The following is a 24,205-nucleotide window of genomic DNA, read 5'->3' as shown; positions in this document are numbered from 1 at the left end:
AATTAAAGAATTTGAAAATTACTAGCGACGCATCATTTTCAAATTAGCACATTTTCAAATTTTCAAATTAATTATGAAAAATCCTTTAGAAATATTAGAATTAGTTCCCGATCCGGAAATTCCGGTGATCAATATCGTGGAATTGGGTATTGTAAGAGAAGCGAAAGTTACCAGCGAAAATTCTTGCGAAGTGACGATTACGCCAACTTATTCTGCCTGTCCCGCTATGTTTACAATTGAGGAAGATATTATCAAGATCATGAAGGAAAATGGTTGGGATGCTAAAGTGGTCACCAAAATGTTTCCGATCTGGACAACAGACTGGTTGACGGACGAAGCGCGAGAAAAACTCCGTGTCTACGGAATTACACCTCCCGAAAAAGGAGCCGACGAAAACCATATCGGGAAACCAAAAAAATGTCCACGTTGCGGCTCGATGAATTCAAAACAGATCAGCAGATTCGGATCTACTTTGTGTAAGGCTTCGTACCAATGTTTAGATTGTTTAGAACCTTTTGATTATTTTAAATGTCATTAGATTAATGTAACAATTCAGCAATGTAAAAATGTAACAATTTTGAATGCAGCAAATATTGTTATAACGGTAAACTGATACATTGCTACATTTTTTATCTGTAAATTTACATTAATCATAAAAATTAAAACTATGTACACACAACTCGATATTGAATCGCATTTTGACGGAAAATTAAAAATCGCTTACCTCAATCAGCCTGATACGATGAATGCTTTAACGAAGCCATCATTGGCAGACTTGAAAGATTTTGTAAAGGAATGCAGCGATGATCCCACGGTAAGATGTGTGGCAATTTCTGGCAGAGGAAGAGCTTTCTGTTCCGGTCAGAATCTTGACGATGCTTTCGTTCAGGGAAATGACCACCATGATGACGATATTATCAGAAGAATTGTGACCGATTATTACAATCCTCTGGTACTTGAAATTACCCGTTGCAAAAAGCCTGTTGTGGCTTTGGTCAATGGTCCTGCAGTGGGAGCCGGTGCGATGTTGGCTCTGATTTGCGACTTCGTTTTGGCGAATGACAAAGCTTATTTTGCACAGGCATTTTCCAATATAGGATTGATTCCTGATACAGGTGGAACGTATTTCTTACCAAAATTATTAGGACGACAATTGGCGAATTATTTAGCATTTACAGGCAAAAAATTATCAGCTGAAGAATCAAGATCTTACGGTTTGGTTGCTGAGGTTTTCACTGAGGAGGAATTTAATTCAAAATCAATGGAAATTTTAGAAAAAGTTTCGAATATGCCGACCGTTGGTTTAAAATTAACCAAAAAAGCTTTCGCTGCTTCTTACAATAATTCATTGAAAGATCAATTGGAATTGGAAGGCGATTTGCAACAGGAAGCCGCAGAAACAGAAGATTTCAAAGAAGGTGTACAGGCCTTTTTACAAAAAAGAAAACCTGAATATAAAGGAAAATAAAAAACTTGTATCATGTAAGAAAGTAAAATGTACAACGTACTTTAAAATACTTTTTACGTGATACATTTTACATTATACAACATGAGAAATGTAGGAATTATCGGTGCCGGAACGATGGGAATTGGCATCGCACAAGTAGCCGCAACCAACGGATGCAAAGTTTGGGTCTATGACGCCAACGCAAAACAGGTAGAAATGGCAACCGTAGGTCTGGAAAAAACACTGACCAGATTGGTGGATAAGCAGAAAATTTCATCGGAGAAAATGGTTGAAATTTTATCTAATATTTCCATTGCTACAGAACTGAAGGACTTCAAAGATTGCGAACTTGTTATTGAAGCCATCATCGAAAATAAAGAAATCAAAACAAAAGTTTTCACAGAATTAGAGCAACATGTTTCTGAAAGCTGCGTGATTGCTTCCAATACATCATCTATTTCCATTACGTCACTCGGTGCAGAACTGCAAAAACCGGAGCGTTTCATCGGAATTCACTTTTTCAATCCGGCTCCTCTGATGCCTTTGGTGGAAATTATTCCGTCATTATTAACAGAAAAATCTTTAGCTGAAAAAATGTACAGCCTCATGAAAGAGTGGGGCAAGGTTCCTGTGATTGCCAAAGATATTCCTGGGTTTATCGTCAACAGAATCGCCCGTCCTTTTTATGGAGAAGGTTTGAGGATTGTTGAAGAAAATATCGCAACGGTAGAACAGGTTGATGACGCAATGAAAATTATAGGAAACTTCAAAATGGGACCTTTTGAGCTGATGGACTTAATTGGTGTTGATGTCAATTTCTCTGTAACAAAAACTGTGTACAACGAATATTTCTACGATCCCAAATACAAGCCATCTCTTCTTCAGCAGAGAATGTCTGAAGCCAAACTTCACGGCAGAAAAACCGGAAAAGGATTCTATGATTATGCTGAAGGAGCTGTAAAGACTGAACCAACGAAAGACGAAGCATTGTATCAGCAAATATTTTTAAGAATTATTTCAATGTTAATTAATGAAGCAGTTGAAGCGAAAAGATTAGGCATTGCGAATGATGAGGATTTGGAATTAGCCATGCAAAAAGGTGTCAATTATCCAAAAGGATTATTGGCTTGGGGAGAAGAAATTGGATATAAAAAAATTTCTGAAACCCTACAGAATCTTTACGAAGAATATCAGGAAGAGAGATACAGACAAAGCCCGTTGCTAAGAAAATTATAAATGATAAACTAATTTATTTATGAGTAGGTCAAAAAAGAAAACTCCAATCATTGGAATAACAACTGCTGAGACAGAAAAGAAAAATAAATTAGAAGCCAATAGAAAATTGAGAAGATTGAATAGAACTAAAATTCATAAGGGAGATTTTGATTTATTACAATTACGAGAAATATCGAATGTTTGGGGCTTTGACAAAGATGGTAAAAGATATTTGAAAAATCCTGACCGAAAAGACTTGATGAAATAATATATGTTTTAATGAATATTGAGTGTTTCAAAGCCGAATTGGAAACAAGACTTTCCAACGAAAAAGAATATATTATCGAGGAACTTCCGACAGCAAAGAATGAAGAAAAGCTGGATTTGTTGGGAAAATTCAACGAAAAATACAGAGAGCTCATCAAACGGATTGCCAGTGAAGAAGGAATAGATTTAAATGCTCTTGATGTCTCAGGAAATTCAGCAGATCATCTCACGGTTGAACAGGTAATTTTAGGGAAAACAATGAGTATTTATGACAAGCTGGCTGATGAATTATATGAGGAAATAACAGACAGATACTAAATAAAAATTAAATTTTAGACACAATAAGTAGGATTTTAAGGACGATGCTTAAAAGGATTTTTACATTAAAGAATTTTCTGAAGTCATTGATGAGAGCTTTCATTTTTGTTGTCGCTTTTTTTCTGCTCAAACTTCTCCTGTATTATGTAGGATGGGAGGACGAAAAAGGCTTCAACATCATTGGTTTCACAATTTATTTCACCGGCATTTTTTTAATGTATTTTATTTTTGACGGCAGAGATAATTCATGGAGAGATGTGGTTAAATTTAAAAAAAATAAATAACAATTAATGAATCCAAGACAGGTTGTAGATTATATGATGGAGAAAGACCATTTCTCCCAATTTTTAGGAATAAAAATCATTGATATTAAAGAGAATTACGCTTTAATTGAAATGGAAATCACCAAACAGATGCTCAACGGCCTGGGAACAGTTCACGGCGGAGTAACCTTCGCTTTTGCCGATTCAGCGTTTGCTTTTTCCTCCAACAACGATGGAAATGCAGCTGTCGCATTGAGCGTAACCATCAATTTCACCAAAGCCGGACGAGAAGGCGATATTTTCAGAGCCGAAAGTGTTTTGGTAAATGATACCAGAAAAACAGCTATCTACGATATTAAGATTAGCAACCAGAATCATGATTTGGTTGCAAAATTTGTCGGAACGGTTTATAAGATCGGAAAAAAAGTGGTCGAACTTTAAATTTTATTTGATGAAATATTTTGCGTCGTTTATTTTAGTTTTTTTAATAAGTTTTGTCAATGCTCAAAAACAACAGGTTAATGAAAACCTTAAGAAAGAGTTAGATGAAATGCTTAGATTAGATCAAACTTACAGAAGATTATTCGACCATGGTATTACTGCTGAGAAAAAAAGTGAGATTCTCAAAGAATTAAATATCGATGAAAAGGATTTTGAGGAAAAACAATGGCAATTAGTCTTGGATATAGACAGTCTGAATATGCAGAAAATTGAACAGATTATTTCTCAATACGGCTATCCTGGAAAATCTCTCGTTGAGGAACCTACAAATCAATCCGCTTGGTATGTCATCCAACATTCAAGTAAGATCAGTAAATATTTACCAATAATTAAAAAGGCGGGAAAAGAAAAAGAAATACCCTTTACTCTAGCTGCGATGATGGAAGACAGATTCTTAATGAACAGTGGAAAGGAGCAAATTTATGGAACTCAGGGAGCTGGAGAATTCTTCATTAATAAAAATGGAAAAGAAGATTTTGTGAACTTTATCTGGCCAATAAAAAATGAGAAGAATGTTAATAAACTGCGCAAAGAAACCGGATTTAAAAATACAATTGAAGAAAATGCTAAAGATCTGTTCGGAAAAGATTTCGTTTACAAACCGTTTTCTTTAAAAGAGGCTTTAAAATTAAGAAAACAAGCTTCAAATATTCATTAAATTAAATAGTAATTATATCATTTTCAGATTTTCAAATTAACACATTTTCAAATTAAATAAAATGAACAACGTATATATCATAGATTACATCAGAACACCAATTTCAAAACTATCCGGTGGCCTTTCAGAAGTTCGTGCCGATGATTTGGCAGCAATCGTCTTAAAAGAAATTGTTGCAAGAAATCCTGAAGTTCCTGTTGAGGACATTGAGGATGTTATTTTCGGATGTGCCAATCAGGCAGGTGAAGATAATAGAAATGTCGCGAGAATGGGACTTTTACTGGCCGGACTTCCGTACAAAATCGGAGGTGAAACGGTGAACAGACTTTGCGCTTCAGGAATGTCGGCGGTGGCAAATGCCTTCCGTTCGATCGCTTCCGGAGAAGGCGAAATTTACATTGCAGGTGGCGTTGAGCACATGACGCGTTCACCTTATGTGATGTCAAAACCAAGTACTGCTTTCGGGAGGGACAGCCAGATGTTTGACACGACTTTCGGATGGAGATTTGTGAATCCCAAAATGAAAGAAATGTACGGTGTAGACACGATGGGAGACACCGCTGAAAATTTGGCAGAAATGCATAGTATCAGCCGTGAAGATCAGGATAAATTTGCCCTTTGGTCTCAACAAAAAGCAACTAAAGCTCAGGAAAGCGGAAGACTGGCGGAAGAAATTGTAAAAGTTGAAATTCCACAAAGAAAAGGCGAACCTAAAATTTTTGATACAGACGAATTTATCAAGCCGACCTCTTCAATGGAAGTATTAGGAAAACTTCGTCCGGCTTTCAGAAAAGACGGTGGAACAGTAACGGCTGGAAACGCTTCTGGAATGAACGACGGAGCAGCTGCTTTAATTTTAGCAAGTGAAGAAGCTGTAAAAAAATATGGTTTAAAACCGAAGGCGAAAATCTTAGGATCATCCGTTGCTGGTGTTGAGCCAAGAATTATGGGAATCGGTCCAGTTGAAGCGACTCAGAAATTATTAAAAAGATTAAATCTTTCATTAGACGAAATGGATGTGATCGAATTAAACGAAGCTTTTGCTGCTCAGTCTTTGGCGGTAACGAGAAGTTTAGGTTTAAAAGATGATGACTCAAGAGTAAATCCAAACGGAGGCGCAATTGCTATCGGTCATCCACTTGGAGTTTCCGGAGCAAGAATTATTGGTTCTGCAGCTTTGGAACTTCAGAAACAAGATAAAAAATATGCGTTGTGTACGCTTTGTATCGGTGTCGGTCAGGGTTATGCAATGGTAATTGAAAAGGTTTAATTTGAAAATGTGCTAATTTGAGAATTTGAAAATTTTGCTTAGAGTTTAATTTTCAAATTTTCTCACTGTCAATTTCCAAATTAACCCATTCTCAAATTTTCAAATTTTCAAATTAAAATTATGAATATTTACTCATACCACGGAATTCGTCCAATAATAAAACCCTCTGCTTATGTTCATCCACAGGCGGTGATCATCGGAAATGTGGAAATCGGCGAAGAAGTTTATGTCGGTCCTAATGCGGTGATTCGTGGCGACTGGGGTAAAATTATTGTGAAAGACGGTGCGAATGTTCAGGAAAACTGTACCCTTCACGTTTTTCCGGGAATTGAAACCATTTTGGAAGAATCCGCACACATCGGTCACGGAGCGATCATCCATTCCGGACACATCGGTAAAAACTGTCTGGTTGGAATGAATGCTGTTGTTATGGACAAAGCCGTAATCGGTGATGAATGTATTATCGGTGCATTGGCCTTTGTTCCTGCAAATTTCAGATGTGATGCGAGAAAACTGATCGTTGGAAGTCCGGCAAAAATTATCCGTGATGTTTCTGATGAAATGATCAAATGGAAAACAGAAGGGACAAAACTCTATCAGGAATTGGCGAGAGAAGGGAAGGATGCGATTCAACTGTGTGAACCTTTTACAGAATATGTTCAGCAGATTCCTACGAAGGTTGTTGATTATGGGATTTGGGATGATGTGAAATAAAATTTAAAAGTGTGGTCAAACCTAACGGGTTTCCGAAACCCGTTAGGTTTATAAAATTGAATTTTTAAGACATAAATGATTAACACAGAAAATTTTGAATTTGATTCCGTGTATCACATTTTTTCTCATGTGAATGGGAGAGAGTTGATTTACCGAGAAGAAACAAATTATCAATTTTTTCTAAAGCAGTTAGATAAATACATTATCCAAATTGCAGATATTTATGCATATTGTTTGTTGCCGAACCATTTTCATTTACTGCTAAGATTTAAAAATAGTGAAAATGTAAATGTTGAAGATGAACATCAGTTTTTAATGAAGAATTTTGGTAATTTTCTTAATTCTTACGCAAAAGCATTTAATAAGAAGTATAACCGAAAAGGTGCGCTTTTCCTCAATGCAGTAAAACGAAAGAAGATTACAGATGAGAAATATTTACTAAAAGTTTTGCATTACATTCATAATAATCCCGTAAATCATGGGTTCACAAGTGAAATCAATCTATGGAAGTACTCATCTTATAATTCATATTTAAATATTTTAAAAGCAAGTAAATTGAATAGAACTGAGATTATGCAATATTTCGAGTCGTTGGAAATCTTCAAAAATTATCATCACTCAAATGTCGAATATGATTTCTTAAATATAGAATAGCTGTTGATAAACGCAGCCAAACCTAACGGGTTTTTAAAACCCGTTAGGTTTAAACAAAGTATTGCTAATAAAGAATTAAATTTCAGAATAAGAAATGATTAAAAAACTCCTCATCTTCGTCAACTTTTTATTTACATTCCAATTCACGGTTTCTGCCCAGAATGGAACTGTAAAACCATTGACGATTGGGGAAATCAGAAAACTAAAATCTGAAATCTTAAAAGAAGAAAGAACGCTGAATATTTATCTTCCGCAGAATTTCGATAAAACAAAATCCTATCCGATCATTTATCTTTTGGATGGAAGTATGAATGAAGATTTTATTCATGTAACAGGGTTGGTGCAGTTCTTTAATCAGATGTACGCAATGCCGGAAACGATTGTGGTTGGAATTGCAAATGTCGATCGTAAAAGAGACTTCACTATTCATACAGATTTAAAAGATTTGCAGAAAGAGTATCCTACAACAGGGCACTCAGACAAGTTCATTGGCTTTCTTGAAAAAGAGTTAAAACCGTACATCGAAAATCAGTTTAAAACTGACAGAACCTATATTTTCGGACAGTCTTTAGGTGGACTTTTAGCAACAGAAATTCTGCTGAAAAAACCTGAAATGTTTAATGATTATTTTATCATCAGTCCGAGTTTGTGGTGGGATGATGAAAGTCTTTTGAAACAGGCACCGCAACTATTAGCGAAAATTAAGGATACCAATAAATTTGTCTACATTTCTGTCGGAAAGGGTGAACATAAAGTGATGGTTAAAGATGCAGAAGACTTCTATACTTTTCTTCAAAAATCGAATAAGAAAAACTGGATGGTAGAATATAAAATGATGGAAACAGATAATCACGCAACAATTCTTCACAGAAGTCTGTATGAAGGTTTGGTGAAACTATTTCCGTATCAGGAACCGAAGTAACCGATTTACTTAAATAATATTTCAAAATGAGATTTAGTTTCTGCATATTTTTTATAATGGTTTTGATTGTAAGTAGCTGTAAATCTACAGCTGTCTATAAAGATATTCCGTTTACTCAAAACACTGCAGGAACTGATATTAAACTCAATATTTTTACACCTAAAAAAGCAGATAAAAATAATTATCCAGTCTTAATTTTTGTACACGGTGGAAACTGGAACAAAGGAAATAAGAAAACCTATACTCTGATGGGTAAAAACTTTGCCCGAAAAAATATTATTGCTGTAATTCCTGATTATACGTTGAGTCCGAATGCTGATGTCGATCAGATGACCAGAGAAATAGCTGCAGCGATACAGTTTACAAAAGAAGATGCTCAGAAATATAACGGAGATTCCCGAAAAATATTTGTTTCAGGACACTCAGCGGGCGGTCAGTTGGCAGCTTCTGCAGTGATGAATCCGAAATACCAGATTCCGGAAAATACAGTTTCGGGGATTATTTTAATTGATGCGGCGGGAATAGATATGAAAAATTATCTCGAAAAAAATCCACCGACATCAGAAAGTAATTATGATGTTACGTGGAGTACGGATCCGCAAAAATGGAAAGAGGCATCTCCAATCTATTTTATTAACGAAAAGACACCGCCTTTTTTAATGTATGTAGGTGAAAAAACGTACCCTTCAATCAAAGTGGCGAATGAGAATTTTTTGAAAGCACTTCATCCTTTCCAACCCAATGTAAAACCTGTTTTCATCAATAAAAAACATATTCCAATGGTTATACAGTACTTTTTCCCCTGGAGCAAAAGATTTGATGAAACTTTGGAATTTATAAAAAGATCGGAAAATTAATATTTAAAATAAATAAAGCTAAGAATGTATTAATTGGTCAACTGTTACATTGATACATTGTTAAACTAAAATATAAAATATTTTATGGAAAAATTAAAAAACTATGTCCACGGCGAATGGGTTGAAGGCACCGGAAGCGGAATTCCTTTATACAACGCTGTGACGGGAGAGCAGGTTGCCATTTCAGATACAGAAGGGCTGAATTTTGAACAGGCTCTCGATTTCGGAAGAACAGTCGGCTATAAAAATCTTTCATCGATGACATTTTACGATCGTGGAGAAATGTTGAAAAAGGTAGCGCTGTACCTTTTGGAAAGAAAGAAAAAATATTACGATTTATCCTATAAAACCGGTGCCACGCACGCAGATTCATGGGTTGATATTGAAGGTGGTTTCGGAACATTTTTCACATATTCAGGATTGGCAAAAAGAATGCTTCCAAACACACCGTTTTGGGTAGACGGGGAAACTCAGAAAATTTCTGCCAACGGAACTTTTCTCGGAACTCATATTTTAACACCAAGTGAAGGGGTTTCTGTACAAATCAATGCTTACAATTTTCCTGTTTGGGGAATGTTGGAAAAACTGTCGACTTCTTTGTTAGCGGGTGTTCCTTCAATTGTGAAGCCTTCGCCTTACGGTTCTTATTTAACGAATGCTGTTTTTCAGGATATGATTGAAAGTGGCGTTCTTCCTGAAGGTGCGCTTCAATTGGTTTGCGGTGAGCCTGGAAATATTCTGGATTATGTTCAGGATGGAGATTCCGTATTGTTTACAGGTTCCGCGACGACGGGTAGAAAATTAAAATCTTTGCCATCTGTTTCAGGAAATTCCGTCCGTTTCAACATGGAAGCTGATTCACTGAACTGTTCAATCCTTGGATTGGATGCAAAACCGGGAACACCGGAATTTGATTTATTCATCAAAGAAGTTCGTACCGAAATGACAACTAAAGCCGGACAGAAATGTACAGCGATCAGAAGAATTTTGGTTCCTGAAAACTTAATTGGTGATGTCCAGAATGCTTTGTCTAAAGCGTTGGATCAGACAAAAATTGGAAATCCGCTAAGCAGAGAAACAAGAATGGGCTCTTTGGTTGGAAAACAGCAGTATGACGAGGTTTTACGAAAAGTGGATATTCTGAAAACGGAAAACGAACTTATTTATGACGGAAAACATGAGCTTGTAGATGCAGATTATGACAATGGCGCATTTATGTCTCCGAAACTGTTTTTAAATGATTCTCCGTTCACAAAAAATATCTCTCACGATGTCGAGGCTTTCGGTCCGGTTTCTACGCTGATGCCTTACAAAGATGCAGAAGAAGCTGCAGCTTTGGCTAAAAGAGGAAAAGGTAGTTTGGTAGGATCAATCATATCTCACGACGAAAAATTCGTAGCCGAAACTTCATGGAAAATGGCTTCTCAGCACGGAAGAATTTTCGTTTTAAACAGAGACAACGCGAAAGAAAGTACAGGTCACGGTTCTCCGCTTCCAACTTTGATGCACGGAGGTCCGGGACGAGCTGGTGGCGGCGAGGAAATGGGCGGACTGAACGGTCTTCATTTCTTCCTTCAAAAAACGGCCATTCAGGGTTCACCGGATATTTTGACGGCGATTACAAAAGTGTATCAGCAAGGCGCTGAGAAAAAATATTCAGACAAACATCCTTTCCAAAAGTACTTTGAGGAAGTTGAGGTTGGAGATTCTCTGGAAACAGCAGGAAGAACAGTAACTGATGCAGATATTGTGAACTTCTCCAATGTTTCGTGGGATCATTTCTATGCACACACCGACGCGACAAGCTTATCAGGTACGATTTTCGATAAAACGGTGGCTCACGGATATTTCATCCTTTCTGCAGCAGCCGGATTGTTTGTTTCAGGCAAAAAAGGTCCTGTTATCGCCAATTACGGATTGGAAAACTGTTCGTTCTTCAAACCGGTTTATGCGGGAGATACGATTACCGTTTATTTAACGGCAAAAGAAAAAATAAACCGAGGTGTGAAGGGAAGAAATATTCCTTCAGGCGTTGTAAAATGGTTGGTTGAAGTAGTAAACCAGAGAGATGAGGTGGTTTGTGTAGCGACAATTTTAACATTGGTGGCAAAACATTCTCCACTTATTGATTTTAAAGTTCAGAATATTCAGAAAAAATTAAATGCTTTAACTGAAAATACGCAACCCATTTTCGGAGATTTCACCCCGCAATTAATGGTTGAACATTTGGAAGAGGTTCTAAGAAATGGATTCGGCGATCTGAAGCCGGAAGATTTTGATGAAATTCCGGAAGAAAAATTAGAAAAACTTCAGGATTGGCTGTACACCGATAAAAAGATCCGTCCGGGAGCGCAATATCCTTTGTGGAAAGAAGGTGAAGTGCCTCAGAATAAAAATAAAAATCTGGATGCAGCTAAAACTCAGCTCGTAGAAACACTGAAAGAGTTTACCGTCTATTTCAAGGAAAATCCTTTTGCAGAACATTATAATCCACGATTCGGGCATTTAAATAAAGAGATGATGGAGCTTTTCCAGAGAAAGCATTTTACGCATCATTTTGAGCAGTTTGGATTGGTTTAATTAATATATCTATATAACGATTGAGCAGTGTAACAATTTTGTTGCACTGTTTTTCGTTTTGCGCACAGATTTTCACGGATTTGCACAGATTTTTTTATAAATTTATTTGAGTAAACTTTTGAATTATACAAAAACACAGGTACTATCGATAAAAATTAGAGATGATGAAAACTGAAAATGAATTAACCTTTCTTATTAGAAAATCTATTTTTGAGGTGTATAATAATCTTGGGCCAGGGTTGCTGGAAAGTGTTTATGAGAAAGCTTTGATGATCGAACTTCAGCTCCAGGGTTTGAATGTTAAATGTCAGGTTCCCGTTTCTGTTTATTACAAAAATATCGATTTGAATTTAGGTTTTCGGGCTGATATAATTGTTGAAGAAAAAGTTATAGTTGAAATTAAATCGGTTGAAGAGTTAAGTCCATTTCATCATAAACAACTGCTCAATTATTTGAAATTAACTAAACTACATCTTGGAATTTTGGTTAATTTTAACACGCATCAGATTAATCATAATATTGTCAGAATGATTAATGGCTATTTGTAAATATTCTTTTAGTAAAAATGATGCAAACCTAATTTTCTCTGTGAAAATCTGTGGTATCTGTGCGCAATTACACAATATTAAAAATCAGTGAATAAATCTCATGCCCTGGAATCCCGACATCTACAACCAATTCAAAAACATCCGCTACCAGCCGTTTTTTGATTTGATGAATTTAATTTCATCTGAAAATCTTGATAACGCAATTGATATAGGCTGCGGAACCGGCGAACAGACAAAAATTCTGTCCGAAAGATTTCCTGATGCACAGTTTTTGGGAATCGATTCGTCTGCTGAAATGCTTCAAAAATCTTTAGAATTTAAAAACGAAAATTTAAGTTTTAAACAGCAAACCATTGAAGAACTATATGAATCGGATGAAAAATGGGATCTGATTTTCAGCAATGCGGCTTTGCAGTGGTCTGATGATCATGAAAAGTTTTTTCAGAAACTTCTTTCTCTGCTAAATGAGAACGGACAGTTTGCAGTACAGATGCCTGTGCAGAATGAGAATATTTTAAACCAAATTTTAATTCAACTCGCTTCTGAAGAACCTTTTAAAACTCAGTTAAACAGTTTCAACAGAATTTCTCCTGTTTTGAGTCTGGATGAATATGCAAAAATGATGTTTGATGCAGGTTTGAAAGATTTAAATATCTCTATTAAAGTTTACCCGATTATTGCGGAAGATGCAGAAGAGTTATTTAAGTTTATTTCCGGCTCGGCTTTGATTTCGTATTTAGAAAGACTGGATAAAACACAGCAGGAAATTTTTACTGCAGAATTTAAAATTCGGATTGCTGAAAAATTTGAAAGATTTCCGGCTATTTATCCATTCAAAAGAATTTTAATGTACGGAAGTAGATAGGAAGTTTTTAAAACCAAAAAATCCCGGTTGCCCGGGAAGTTTTGTTCATCATGTTTTAGAATCGTTTGAAATAATCTTCATTCAAAAAAAGAGTTTTCGTGGTGGTTTTTATTTTTTTATAACCTTTTGAGATGAGGTTTCAGATTTCAGAATGTATACTCCGTTGGGAAGTTCGGAAATATCTGTTCTGTTCTCACCTTTCTGTGCATTTACAGTCTTTACCAGATTTCCGGATGTGCTGTAGATTTTAAATGTTTCATTCTTTTGAGTAGTGATGGTCAACGGTCCGGAAGTAGGATTAGGATAAATCTCCTGCGTGTTCCTGTTTGTTTTCATTTCAGAGGTGGACAAAACAAGATTACTATCTTTCACCCATGTGAAGGCATCCAGACCCAGATATCGGAAATTTCCGGCGCCTGTAATCATCAGTTCATCGATGACAATATTGGAGTAATTCTGGTCCATAAAATTAGCCATGTTAATGAAGGTATAACCATTGTTCGTCGTATTCGATGTTATAAATCCGGAAGATTTTATGTTAGAAAATTTTACAACACCTGACAGTTTTCCGGTTACCGTAAGCGTTCCTGTAGTATTGGGATTTGTATTAAGATCTCCGCAAAATATCCAGAAACTGTTCACTTTAAATAAATTTGAACTTGTCTTGATGCTGAATGACGGTGATGTCGTCGCGGGTATACTTCCAGTATTATCTATGAATCGGTTGTCTGCGCCGGTTCCATTCCACCCCCATGCAGATGTGGCAGTAAAATTACGGAACAGCCCATTATGCGAAATGATATTAAAAACAACACTGTTGTCGGTAAAACTTGTACTCTGATGTGTTTCAGTTTCAAAAACCTCTGTAGTGGGTGCCTGTCCCAATGACAGAAAAGAGATGAACATACTACAGATTAAGAAAATAGTTGTTCTTTTCATGACGGTTTTGTTTTAGATTTATTTAAGGTCTTGGTGGATAAATTCCATTCACACAGATAATATAATTCATTCCCAAATAAGGTGGCATGTTATTCACTGGCGCACTTTGCCCCTGATGAAATACAGACTGTCCACTGATTAAAGTATCAGGGTTTCCATCTACATAGCTTGGGATGGGATTAAAATCTCTTCCGTTCGGCGTCCCAGTGATTGCTATTGAAGATGAAGCCGACGGAGTGGTAGAATTGGCATTTGTTTTTGCCACTTTTATGGATCCGCTGAAGCTTGGTAAGTTAGCTTCTGTTAATGTATTTTGATAATTTCCCGCTGCTTCTCCAAGCTGTACAGATTTTCCTGTTGTAGAATTTCCTGCTCCAACGGGTAACCTTCCGTTTAGATTGGGTAAAGCAAAAGTTCTCATACCGTCTCCGCCATAGGTTGTACCAATCAATGAGAATAAAGCCTGATACTGCATAATTTGAAGTAAAGATCCGTCGCAAAACATAAAGTTTGCCGGTGCATAGGTTCCAGCGAACATCTTGATTGTTGCTATCATTTCGTCCATAATAATAAGTTTTTTGGGTTAGTTTGTTAGGTCAAAGGTAAAACTTAACATAATTATTTTTTAGCGTAGAAATAACCAATTAAGCGATTCAGTATTTATACCTAATGATTTTTTTACCCGAACAATTGTTAGTATTTTTGTTTAAATCATATTGAGAAACGAATGAGCGATTTTGTAACATCAGAAATTAAAAACAGTATTGCCGAAATCACTTTCGGTACCGCAAAAAGCAATGCCCTTCCAGGTGCGATCCTCGAAAAATTAGCTGAAACAATTCTTGAAGAAGGAGGAAAAAATGAAGTAAAAGCCATTCTCGTAAAAAGTGAAGGCGAAAAAGCATTCTGTGCCGGAGCAAGTTTCGATGAACTATTGGCAATTGAAGAACTGGAAGCTTCCACTAAATTTTTCGGTGGCTTTGCAAAAGTTTTAAATGCAATGAGAAATTGCGGAAAAATCGTGGTCGTAAGAGTTCAGGGAAAAACGACAGGTGGTGGAGTAGGCCTGGCTTGCGGTGCTGATTACTGTTTTGCCACCAAAGATTCTGCATTGGCTTTAACGGAAATCAATTTAGGAATCGGGCCATTCGTAATCGGGCCTTACGTTGAAAGAAAGATTGGGAAGTCTCAGTTTTCTGCAATGGCGATTGATGCAGATTTTAGATCTGCAGATTGGGCAGAACAGCACAATATTTACCATTCAGTTTCTGAAACCATTGCAGAAATGGATTCTAAATTAGAGAAATTTCTAAACACATTAGCTTCAAGAAGCGAAGATGCTTTGGCTTTAATTAAAAAAGTGTCGTGGGAAGGAACAGAGCATTTTAACGAACTGATGCCTGCCAGAATTCACATGAGTGCCAGTTTGATTCTGGAAGATTCTGCCAAGAAAAATATTGGGGCAATCAAAGAAAGATTAAGATCTAAGTAATTGATATAAAGCGTTGTTAAAAATTTAATAGTTAACAACGCTTTTTTTACTTTTTGTATTCAGATTTTAAAAGAGAGTACAGAACGGAATCCTCAAAAACGCCGTCTACCAGATAATGACCTCGTGTAATGCCTTCTCTCTAACGAACTGATGCCTGCAAGAATTCACATGAGTGCCAGCTTGATTCTGGAAGATTCTGCCAAGAAAAATATTGGGGCAATCAAAGAAAGATTAAGAGCTAAGTAATTGATAAAAAGCGTTGTTCAAGATTCGAAACTAACAACGCTTTTTTTACTGTGTGAATTCAGATTTTAAAAGAGAATACAGAACTGAATCTTCAAAAATGCCGTCTACCAGATAATGACCTCGCGTAATGCCTTCTCTTACAAATCCATAATGCTCCAGAAGTTTCCTGGAAGGTGTGTTTTCGTCATCAATCAAGGCTTCAATCCGGTTCAGATCCATTTCGTTAAAACCATATTCAAGCACCTTTCCCAAAGCTTCTTTCATATAACCTTTCCGTTTGAATTCGTCCGAAAAAAGATCATATCCCACTTCTGCACGGTGATGCTGTGGATTCCATGTGTGAAAACTGCAGTTTCCAATTTTTTTACCACTTTGCTTTTCCACAATTTTAAAATTCAGCATTTTTCGGTTGTAAGATTCGTAACCGTAATGATTCATCCTTTTCTGTCGTGCAAATTCTTCTTCATCCGTAATGCCTAAAATTTCTCTTATTTTTTCATCATCTTTCAATGCAAAAATCTCATTCATTTTCTTTGAATCAAGTTTCTGAAGGATCAATCGTTCTGTTTCTAATATTTCAAATGTCATTTTTTTTTTTTTTTTACGCTGACTGTTCACATTTAGCAGGTCTAAACCATGAAAACAATCTGACCTATCCCTAAAATCTGCGTGAGATTTAAATTCAATTATTTCGATGTAAAGTTTTTCTTATTCGCCCACCTTTTTTGCCCTTTTGCATAACTAATTTTCCGTCTGATCTTTTGTGAATATTGACTTTGTCGAATCTTCGATTTTTGGTTAAACAAAATCAGCTTTTTAGTAAATTAATCGAAACCGTCGCCAAATCAGAATTGGGAAATTTCCTGAATAATTCTTTGTCAATCTGCAGTCCTGTTTCCAGACAAATCTTTTTAAAGACATCCACTTCCAGAATATACTGATCAGAAAAACCATGCGTCGCCTCATAAGCCGTTGCAGGAGTTTTCCCTAAATTTTCAGACGTCAGTTTCGAATCCAAAGCGTGAAGCTCGATGATAAGCAATCCGTTCTTTCTGATGTAAGGTAACCAAAGCTCGAGATGCTCTTTTAAACTTTCTTCAACTAGATTATTAGGTAATCTCTTTCCACGGTGGGCAAAGGCCCCGGTCGAAGTACTCATTCTTTCAGGCTGACTGTTTTCCGGTGCTTTCCAGACTCTGTTGTGGTCAAGAAATGTTCTGATATTCAATAAATCTGACAGTTCAATTTCATAATTTTCTTTTAAATCATCAGCCAGTTGTTTCGGATTTCCGATGTCGCCCCAGATTACTTTTGCCCAGATATCATTGTTGATGAGGTTGGCTCTGGTCACTTTCAAAGCAGCTTGATTATAATCGGCACCCACCAGGAATAATGGATGTTCTTCCAGCATTTTCCCTCGAAGCGTATATCTTTCAATCGTTTCAAAAATATGCTGAATAAAGGCGCCGTTTCCGCAGCCCATATCCAAAACACCTTTCGGCTGCAGATGGATAGGCTGATTAAAAATCTGAATAATAAAATCATTCGCCACTTTAAAATAATTGGAATGCGAACCGCCACTTCCCCACACATTCATCGCACGGTCAACATGAAGTTCATCTTCGCCTTCGGAAATTTCTCTGATTTTTGAAGCGTTTCCAAACAGCAAATCATCCATTTTATTCAACAACGGAAGATAGGAAACTGTAACTCCGTACGATGCGGCTCTTTTGGCAAAATAAATTCCGGTGTCAGTAAATTTGTAGTTGTCTCCTGTTTTTTTAAACCAGTTTAAATACGTCAGGAAATCTAAAATCACTTCAAAGTTCTCTGAATTTTTATGAAATTCTGCCGCCTGAAAAGAAGTTTCCATAAAATATTTGTGAAACATTCCGGTCATGCCGAGATAGACGATGACAGGTCCGATGATACAGCCTTCGATATGTTTTAAAATCTGTTCCTGTACAGTTTTTTTATCGAAATCATCTGAAAGCTGGATCCCAAAGTGACCTTTTACGGAATTACTTAACTGCGTAAATTCTTCAATAAACAAACTTTCATTGATCTGATTTTTTATATCTGTCGAATGTTTCAAAAACGTAATTACTTTTAAATAAAGCAAACTGTATTTCTGAAGAAATCGAGTCTTAGCATTTGTAGAAATTGTAATCACATCGTTCTCATTATCGACACTGTAATCCAAAAATCCCTGTGATGCAAGTGCCCGAACAGCTACGTTCAGATAACCTTCGTTGGCTTTGAACTCGTCGGTAAGCTCACTTAAAACAATTTGTTCACGTTGAATGATGAAGGCGATAATTTCTTTTTTCAGCAGTGAAGCGACGATGGGCGCAGTGACAACGCCATCCAGATGCCTGAAAATTTCTGACCGCAGAATTTCTTTATCCATAATTATGTTTTTCTTAAAGATAAGAATTTGGACAAATTATTTAAATAAAAATTTTGCGGTTTAAAAATAAAATATAACTTTGCAATTCAAAGTTCTTTTATATGGAATCAAAAAACTATCACGAAGACTTATCACACATCCGTTCTATGATGGAACGGTCCTCACGTTTTATTTCACTGAGTGGCCTGTCGGGAGTAGTGGCTGGTTTAGCGGCAATCATTGGTGCGGCTTATGTTTTTTTTGTTTTTAAAAGAGAGGGAATCGATTATTTTGATGGTGACAGAAATATTTTCAGCAAAGCTTTGGTGCAGGAACTTGTCGTGATCGGAGCAGTAATTCTCGTTGTTGCGATTGCAAGCGGATACATTTTTACAGCTAACAAAAGCAAAAAGAAGGGATTGAAAATCTGGGATGCAACGACAAAAAAACTGCTTTTTGCCTTTGCTGTTCCTTTAGTAACTGGAGGGCTTTTCTGTCTCGGACTTTTGTATCATCATTTGTTCGTTTTGGTCGCTCCGGCAACATTGATTTTTTACGGACTAGCTTTGGTAAGTGCCGAGAGATATACTTTGACAGACATAAAATATTTAGGGTATTGCCAGATTGTTTTGGGATTACTTTCCTTCCTGTTTTTAGGTTGGGGACTGGTCGCATGGACGGTTGGTTTCGGTGTGCTGCATATTGTGTATGGCTTGATTATGCATAAGAAATATAAGTGATGATTATTGTTGGGGTCATATTTTTTTTGCTACTTTTCGGTATTTCATCGATTTTCATCATTATCTATTTTGTTACCAAAAAGAAGCTTTTTATCAAATTATTTGTTGGTTATTGGGCGATTTTAGTTTTATTGTTTCTGTCTTTGTTATTTGCAGGCTTTTTAAATAGTCCCACAAACGTTGGCAAAGATGATTTGTATGGAGAATATGTTGTCGACAAAAATATGTTTAAAGGCAAAAACGCTGATTGGCAATTTGAGCATTTTAGTTTTGAGATAAAAGAAAATGACGAGTTCATATTTTTTGAATACTACGACAATGGTATTATTAAAAGCAAGCATACAGGTATTGTAGAATTTATTGATGGATACGCAAGTCCCCATTTAAGATTAACTCAAGTTGATCCTGAACATCAGATAATTGATCCTGAACCTTTATTGGTGAGGAACAATTGGAATTTTTATTATGTTTTCAAATCAAAAAAATTTGGAAATGTATTTTTTAAGAAAAAATAAGAAGTTTTTTTAAGTAAATTTTAATATAAATGATTAACATTTCAAAACTCAACAAAGAATTCGAAAGCCGTGTGAGATTGGGCATTATGTCCGTTCTTATGGTCAACGACTGGGTTGATTTTTCTGAAATGAAAAACCTTCTGGAAATCACAGACGGAAATATGGCGAGTCACAGCAACGCTCTCGAAAAAGCCAATTACATTGAAGTGAAGAAAGAATTCGTCGGTAAAAAGCCGAAAACTTCGTACCGTGTCACGCAATCCGGTAGAACAGCTTTCACACAGCATTTAGATGCCCTAGAAAAATTAATAGGAAGATAAACTCTATATTTTTTTGAAAATTAACTTTGAAACACAAAGTACTTTAATAAATTAAAATTAAAAATTATGATGACAAAACAACAAAAAACAGCAGTCATTTTCGCTATTCCATCTCTGTTGATGATAGCAGCTTTCATTTCAAATCATTTTGTGGAAGGCTTCAACTGGACGGGTTCAGACTTTCTGATTGCCGGCATTTTACTCTTCGGTACGGCTTCATTTATTTACATGATTGTGAGTTCAAAACTTTCAGTAAGAGCAAAAACCATCATTTCCATCGTTATTATTCTTATTCTCATGATCATCTGGGTTGAAATGGCGGTGGGTCTTTTTGGATCACCGATCGCTGGGAGCTGATTTGGTTTTATTTAAAGTTCTAATAGCAAACAAAAAGGCTTCGAAAGGCTCAGCCTGACAGTGTGAAATCAATAGGTTAGTATTAGAGATGTCACGCTGAGCTTGTCGAAGCGTATTGCGAAGATTGAGTCATGAGATAAAATTAGATTGACTTGAAATCCGAATTAGTAAATAGCAGATAATTTCAAAACTTTCAGTATGACCCGAAAACATTTTCTCAAAAGACTTTTGCAGCTTTCCGCAGTCGGCGCACTTCCGTTTTTGTATTCATGGCAGATCGAACCGTTTTGGGTGGAATTTGTCGAAAGAAAACTCCCCATAAAAAAACTCCCATCTGAACTGGAAGGGAAAATCCTTATGCAGATTTCAGATTTACACGTCGGAGACCGCTTCGACTGGAACTTTCTCATCGAATCTTTCCGGAAAGCAAAAAACTTCAATCCTGATTTTGTAGTGTACACCGGCGATTACGTCAATCACGGAACTCCCGAAGATCATGAAAGCCTAAAAAAAGTAATGGCAGAAGCGGTCTACGGTAGTCTGGGCACTTTCGGAATTCTTGGAAATCATGATTACGGAGTACAGTTCAAGGATGTCGGAACTTCAGAAATCATCTGCCAAATTCTTAAAGATAATGGTATTACAATGATCAACAATCTCCAGAAAGAAAGTCACGGATTAAATTTTATCGGCTTCGACGATCTGTGGTCGCCCAATTTTGATCCGATGAAAGTCATGAAAGATTACGATCCGGAAAAAGCGAATCTGGTACTTTGCCACAATCCCGATGTTTGTGACAAGGACGTTTGGAACGGATATCAGGGCTGGATTTTAAGCGGTCACACCCACGGCGGACAGTGCAGGATTCCTGGAATTATCACTCCAATTCTTCCGGTAAATAACAGAAAATATGTTTCCGGAGAAATTGATCTGCAGGATGGAAGAATGCTCTACATCAACCGTGCCATCGGGCATTCTTATCAGGTGAGATTTATGGTGCGGCCGGAGATTACGGTTTTTAAATTAACTCAAACTTAAAATTTTAGATATGGAAAGTAGAGATATACTTGCAGTCGGTAAAATATCATTCTGGATCTCGTTCATCTCAGCAAACATCTGTCTGTTCGGATATATATTTACGAAAATTGAGGATTTTGCCTCTTGTGGATTCGTTCTGTTAATATTTGCAACACCTCTTAATTTGCTAATTATCATTATTCTAATGATTTACGGACTGATTCATAAAACTTACATTAACCACTGCATTAAAGCATCATTGATCATCTGCATCAATATACCAATCGCCATCTTGTATACGATAATAGGATTTAATTTATTAGCAAGGTAATCTTTTTGGGCGCCTTTATCCGCCCTCCACTCCCGCTTTTTTGTGCCTTGGCTTTTCCCATCGCTTACAAAAAGAGCTCCGTTCAGGTCGGGGCGCGTGCAATTCGATGTCTAGATCATGTGATCGAATTCAACTAAGCAAAACTCCGTCTACAATCACTTAACCTCAACGTTGATGCTTAAAATAACTTTTTACTAAAATCTTTGAAACTTAAGCGCAGTTTTGTCGGCTTTAATAAGTGAAACGGCTCTGTGAAAAATTTAAGTTTAATTCTTTAAAAAGCTTTGTGTGCTCTGTGTTCAAATAAAATTTATCAAACATTAAACATTATGAAAAAACTACGCGTAAAATTCCTGCTTTTCGTTTACGACAAAACACAAAAACTCTACAGAAAATACTTCAAAAAGAAGAAAAGACAGTGGCAGTTCAATGAAAAACAGCTTTTAGAATTTGAAAAAGATTCCCTCGGCAGAAAACTCGGTGAATTCTATAAAAAACACGGCTTCACCATGATCCCGAAAATGGAAAACCACGACGTGCATCATCTCATCACCGGTTGCGGAACCAATTTCGAAGACGAGATTGCCATGCAGTTCCTCCTCCTCGGAAACGGAAAACTCAATGCTCATCTTTTAGCCGCAATAATTTTGGGAAGCATCATTCTTCCTGAATATCATAAAATTTACAGAAACGCATACCAAAAAGGAAAATCAATGCGTGCCTTTCACCACGTCGATTTTGAAGAACTTCTCTGGCAGAATTTTGAAAACGTAAAAGATTTTTTCAGACAAAAAGAAACACAGGTTTTATTCTAACATCCTTCCTCCAACATCTAATCTCACCCTCATGAAAACACATCACTATATATTTCTTACTACTCTAATTTTCGTCATCGTATTTTACAACGAAGACATTGGTCTCAATCTCGGAATTGTAGGAATCGCCTACGCAGTTTTAGCACTCTACAAAACACCTGGACAAAACAAAACCAGAGAATTTCTTATTATTTTTGTCATGAGCATTCTTTCAAGTATTGCATTTGCATGGTACGGAGATTTTGCATCATTCCTTGCGGTGTTAAGTTCGCATCTTCTACTTGCTTACCGCTCCAGAAACAGAAAAATGAAAATTCTACTGCTGATACCGGTTTTCGTCGTCAACGGCTTTACTTTTATCTGCAGGTTTTTCAACTTTGACAAATGGTTGCCAAAAACCAATACCTCAGGCTTGCTGCAGAAAGTCATCGCTTTTGTCCTCATCCCCTTGATTTTAGTGGCGATCTTTTTCGGGATCTATGCTGCCGGAAGTTCGCATTTCGCAGATCTTTTCAGCAATTACGAATGGGATGTCAATATCTGGCAGCTGATTGTTATTACCGTTTTAGGATTTTTCATCGCTTTCAACTACTGGAATTTTGCTGTCGAGAGACTGATTTACAGACAAAACCATATTCTGGATAATGAGTTTGGTGAAGCTGCGAAAATTCAAAAGCCAACCTATTCATTTTTAGATTTAAATTCTGAAAGAATGAGCGGTGTCATTTCGCTTTTTTGCCTCAATATTTTGTTGGCGGTGTTTATTTTCACCTTTAATTATGAACAGTTTGTAGAGGTTCAGAAAACAACCATTCAGCTCGGAGAAGAAACCCACGAAAGAGTAAATGCCGTTATTTTATCAATCATCATGGCGATTTTGGTTATTATGATGTACTTTAAAGGTGGTTTTAACTTCGACGTGAAGGCTAAATCTTTAAAAATCCTGGCTAAAGTATGGATCTTCTTAAATGTCATTTTAATCATCTCGGCATTTGTAAAAAATACAGAGTACATCATTGATATGGGTTTCACATATAAAAAAATGGGAGTGTATGCTTTTCTCATTTTATCGCTGATTGGCTTGATTCTTACTTTTATCAAAATTCACACGCAGAAAACAAATGCATATCTTTTTAATTCAATGGTTTGGGCTGTTTATGGAACAGTTTTAGCATGTTCTTTCATCAATTGGGGCGGAATTATCACCATGCAAAACAGCAAAAGAAGTGATTTTGCCGTCAACTTTCATCTTCATTCCATCAGCTTCAGCGAAAAACAACTGATTAAATATGCTGAAGAAAAGAAAGACGAGAAACTCTTGAAAGAGGTTACTGTAAAAACTGAACAGCAAAAACAGAATACTTTTCTTTCAAAAATTTTGTTCTATGAAACCACCAAAACTAAGTAATATGAAATTTGTACCGATACTTATCACGCTGTTATTTCTAACATCATGTCAGAAAGAAAAACAGGAAACTGTAGCTCAAACCAATGATTCAATAATAGTTGATGAGCAGGCAGTAAATCAAAATCCTAAAGATTCTGTTGCAGTAAAAATGAAAGATTCCGTCATCAACAATGCACCAAAAACCAAAGAAGTATTAGAAAACGGTGTGATGCGCGAGGAGAAAGACCGTGTAATCGTGAGAATGGCCGATGGAGAAAGGCTTCCGTTTACCATTGGAGAAAAGTTTACACCAGATCATGATAAACTGATTTTGAAAATCACAAACTTTAAAAAATCAAATATTTCAGCCATAATAAAAGTGAAAGATAAGAACCAAAACATCAGATTCAATCAGATTAAGATGCCCGATGGCTCTATGGATGGGCCATTTGGTAAAGAATTGAGTCATGAGGTGCAAGGAACCGGCGAACTGTGGCTTGTCATCGGCAAAAACAATATGGCCGACGGAATTATCACAGGAGACTTTTCAGTGACGGTAGAATGATTGGTATAATTTC

At 36.5% G+C, this 24,205-nt stretch carries 28 protein-coding genes and 1 pseudogene; 25 read left to right on the top strand and 4 right to left on the bottom strand.

Annotation, left to right across the window (positions count from 1 at the left end):
- Window positions 1-73: 73 nt before the first annotated feature.
- The 15 genes from paaD (at window position 74) to IC610_RS13270 (ending at window position 13,079) form a co-directional block, all read left to right on the top strand.
- Window positions 74-538, top strand: a complete 465-nt coding sequence (paaD, locus tag IC610_RS13340; RefSeq protein WP_047446914.1) for a 1,2-phenylacetyl-CoA epoxidase subunit PaaD — start codon at window positions 74-76, stop codon at window positions 536-538.
- Between the two features lie 129 nt (window positions 539-667).
- Complete coding sequence (locus tag IC610_RS13335; protein WP_191737315.1) at window positions 668-1,468, top strand: enoyl-CoA hydratase/isomerase family protein; 801 nt, start codon at window positions 668-670, stop codon at window positions 1,466-1,468.
- Window positions 1,469-1,549: 81 nt separating this feature from the next.
- Window positions 1,550-2,683: a 3-hydroxyacyl-CoA dehydrogenase NAD-binding domain-containing protein gene (locus IC610_RS13330; RefSeq protein WP_191737535.1), complete on the top strand. Its 1,134-nt coding sequence runs from the start codon at window positions 1,550-1,552 to the stop codon at window positions 2,681-2,683.
- A 19-nt stretch (window positions 2,684-2,702) separates the two neighbouring features.
- Window positions 2,703-2,930, top strand: coding sequence for a hypothetical protein (locus IC610_RS13325; RefSeq protein ID WP_191737314.1), 228 nt, complete (start codon window positions 2,703-2,705; stop codon window positions 2,928-2,930).
- A gap of 11 nt (window positions 2,931-2,941) precedes the next feature.
- On the top strand, window positions 2,942-3,247 hold the full coding sequence (locus tag IC610_RS13320; RefSeq protein ID WP_191737313.1) for a hypothetical protein: 306 nt from the start codon (window positions 2,942-2,944) through the stop codon (window positions 3,245-3,247).
- Window positions 3,248-3,537: 290 nt separating this feature from the next.
- The gene (gene paaI, locus IC610_RS13315; protein WP_191737312.1) at window positions 3,538-3,951 is read left to right on the top strand and encodes a hydroxyphenylacetyl-CoA thioesterase PaaI; all 414 of its coding nucleotides are present in this window, start codon (window positions 3,538-3,540) and stop codon (window positions 3,949-3,951) included.
- A 10-nt stretch (window positions 3,952-3,961) separates the two neighbouring features.
- The gene (locus IC610_RS13310) at window positions 3,962-4,669 is read left to right on the top strand and encodes a DUF6624 domain-containing protein (protein ID WP_191737311.1); all 708 of its coding nucleotides are present in this window, start codon (window positions 3,962-3,964) and stop codon (window positions 4,667-4,669) included.
- A 61-nt stretch (window positions 4,670-4,730) separates the two neighbouring features.
- Complete coding sequence (gene pcaF, locus IC610_RS13305; protein WP_191737310.1) at window positions 4,731-5,939, top strand: 3-oxoadipyl-CoA thiolase; 1,209 nt, start codon at window positions 4,731-4,733, stop codon at window positions 5,937-5,939.
- A gap of 120 nt (window positions 5,940-6,059) precedes the next feature.
- A complete protein-coding gene (locus IC610_RS13300) occupies window positions 6,060-6,653 on the top strand; it encodes an acyltransferase (RefSeq protein WP_191737309.1) in 594 nt (197 codons plus the stop codon).
- A 75-nt stretch (window positions 6,654-6,728) separates the two neighbouring features.
- On the top strand, window positions 6,729-7,307 hold the full coding sequence (locus IC610_RS13295) for a transposase (RefSeq protein WP_191737308.1): 579 nt from the start codon (window positions 6,729-6,731) through the stop codon (window positions 7,305-7,307).
- Between the two features lie 94 nt (window positions 7,308-7,401).
- A complete protein-coding gene (locus IC610_RS13290) occupies window positions 7,402-8,229 on the top strand; it encodes an alpha/beta hydrolase (RefSeq protein ID WP_191737307.1) in 828 nt (275 codons plus the stop codon).
- Between the two features lie 26 nt (window positions 8,230-8,255).
- Window positions 8,256-9,086, top strand: a complete 831-nt coding sequence (locus IC610_RS13285) for an alpha/beta hydrolase (RefSeq protein ID WP_191737306.1) — start codon at window positions 8,256-8,258, stop codon at window positions 9,084-9,086.
- A gap of 84 nt (window positions 9,087-9,170) precedes the next feature.
- On the top strand, window positions 9,171-11,666 hold the full coding sequence (paaZ, locus tag IC610_RS13280) for a phenylacetic acid degradation bifunctional protein PaaZ (protein ID WP_191737305.1): 2,496 nt from the start codon (window positions 9,171-9,173) through the stop codon (window positions 11,664-11,666).
- Between the two features lie 164 nt (window positions 11,667-11,830).
- The gene (locus tag IC610_RS13275; protein ID WP_191737304.1) at window positions 11,831-12,214 is read left to right on the top strand and encodes a GxxExxY protein; all 384 of its coding nucleotides are present in this window, start codon (window positions 11,831-11,833) and stop codon (window positions 12,212-12,214) included.
- Window positions 12,215-12,314: 100 nt separating this feature from the next.
- Window positions 12,315-13,079, top strand: coding sequence for a methyltransferase domain-containing protein (locus IC610_RS13270; RefSeq protein ID WP_191737303.1), 765 nt, complete (start codon window positions 12,315-12,317; stop codon window positions 13,077-13,079).
- 108 nt (window positions 13,080-13,187) lie between these two features.
- Here the strand turns inward: IC610_RS13270 and IC610_RS13265 are convergent, their stop codons facing one another.
- On the bottom strand, window positions 13,188-14,018 hold the full coding sequence (locus IC610_RS13265; protein ID WP_191737302.1) for a T9SS type A sorting domain-containing protein: 831 nt from the start codon (window positions 14,016-14,018) through the stop codon (window positions 13,188-13,190).
- Between the two features lie 22 nt (window positions 14,019-14,040).
- A complete protein-coding gene (locus tag IC610_RS13260; RefSeq protein ID WP_191737301.1) occupies window positions 14,041-14,583 on the bottom strand; it encodes a phage tail protein in 543 nt (180 codons plus the stop codon).
- 162 nt (window positions 14,584-14,745) lie between these two features.
- Here IC610_RS13260 and IC610_RS13255 point away from each other — a divergent pair, with 162 nt between their 5' ends.
- Window positions 14,746-15,510, top strand: a complete 765-nt coding sequence (locus tag IC610_RS13255) for an enoyl-CoA hydratase/isomerase family protein (protein WP_191737300.1) — start codon at window positions 14,746-14,748, stop codon at window positions 15,508-15,510.
- Window positions 15,511-15,651: 141 nt separating this feature from the next.
- Window positions 15,652-15,756 (top strand): annotated as a pseudogene (locus IC610_RS20190) (enoyl-CoA hydratase/isomerase family protein); the annotation flags it as partial.
- Window positions 15,757-15,801: 45 nt separating this feature from the next.
- Here IC610_RS20190 and IC610_RS13250 read toward each other — a convergent pair.
- Window positions 15,802-16,344: a GNAT family N-acetyltransferase gene (locus tag IC610_RS13250; RefSeq protein ID WP_191737299.1), complete on the bottom strand. Its 543-nt coding sequence runs from the start codon at window positions 16,342-16,344 to the stop codon at window positions 15,802-15,804.
- Window positions 16,345-16,564: 220 nt separating this feature from the next.
- Window positions 16,565-18,166 carry a class I SAM-dependent methyltransferase gene (locus IC610_RS13245; RefSeq protein ID WP_191737298.1) on the bottom strand — a complete coding sequence of 534 codons (1,602 nt, stop codon included), beginning with the start codon at window positions 18,164-18,166 and terminating at the stop codon, window positions 16,565-16,567.
- Window positions 18,167-18,267: 101 nt separating this feature from the next.
- On the opposite strand from IC610_RS13245, the gene IC610_RS13240 reads away from it, so the two are divergent.
- From IC610_RS13240 to IC610_RS13205, 8 genes are all read left to right on the top strand, one after another.
- Entirely contained in the window at window positions 18,268-18,885 is a 618-nt protein-coding gene (locus tag IC610_RS13240; RefSeq protein ID WP_191737297.1) for a hypothetical protein, read from the top strand.
- Window positions 18,885-19,400 (top strand): hypothetical protein, encoded by a 516-nt coding sequence (locus tag IC610_RS13235; protein ID WP_191737296.1) that lies wholly within the window; start codon window positions 18,885-18,887, stop codon window positions 19,398-19,400. The genes IC610_RS13240 and IC610_RS13235 overlap by 1 nt, the downstream gene beginning before the upstream one ends.
- Window positions 19,401-19,429: 29 nt before the next feature.
- Window positions 19,430-19,720 (top strand): winged helix-turn-helix domain-containing protein, encoded by a 291-nt coding sequence (locus IC610_RS13230; RefSeq protein WP_056076403.1) that lies wholly within the window; start codon window positions 19,430-19,432, stop codon window positions 19,718-19,720.
- Window positions 19,721-19,786: 66 nt separating this feature from the next.
- Complete coding sequence (locus tag IC610_RS13225; RefSeq protein WP_191737295.1) at window positions 19,787-20,077, top strand: hypothetical protein; 291 nt, start codon at window positions 19,787-19,789, stop codon at window positions 20,075-20,077.
- 198 nt (window positions 20,078-20,275) lie between these two features.
- On the top strand, window positions 20,276-21,115 hold the full coding sequence (locus IC610_RS13220) for a metallophosphoesterase (RefSeq protein ID WP_191737294.1): 840 nt from the start codon (window positions 20,276-20,278) through the stop codon (window positions 21,113-21,115).
- 639 nt (window positions 21,116-21,754) lie between these two features.
- A complete protein-coding gene (locus tag IC610_RS13215) occupies window positions 21,755-22,240 on the top strand; it encodes a Coq4 family protein (protein ID WP_191737293.1) in 486 nt (161 codons plus the stop codon).
- A 31-nt stretch (window positions 22,241-22,271) separates the two neighbouring features.
- Window positions 22,272-23,648: a DUF4153 domain-containing protein gene (locus IC610_RS13210; protein ID WP_191737292.1), complete on the top strand. Its 1,377-nt coding sequence runs from the start codon at window positions 22,272-22,274 to the stop codon at window positions 23,646-23,648.
- The gene (locus IC610_RS13205; protein ID WP_228462927.1) at window positions 23,626-24,192 is read left to right on the top strand and encodes a hypothetical protein; all 567 of its coding nucleotides are present in this window, start codon (window positions 23,626-23,628) and stop codon (window positions 24,190-24,192) included. Before IC610_RS13210 ends, IC610_RS13205 begins: the two co-directional genes overlap by 23 nt.
- The last annotated feature ends 13 nt before the right edge of the window (window positions 24,193-24,205 follow it).

The sequence above is a fragment of the Chryseobacterium caseinilyticum genome (assembly GCF_014837145.1).
GTDB classification, from domain to species: Bacteria; Bacteroidota; Bacteroidia; order Flavobacteriales; family Weeksellaceae; genus Chryseobacterium; species Chryseobacterium caseinilyticum.
Note: the sequence above shows the minus strand (reverse complement) of the source record. Positions and strands in the feature narration are given on the sequence as shown.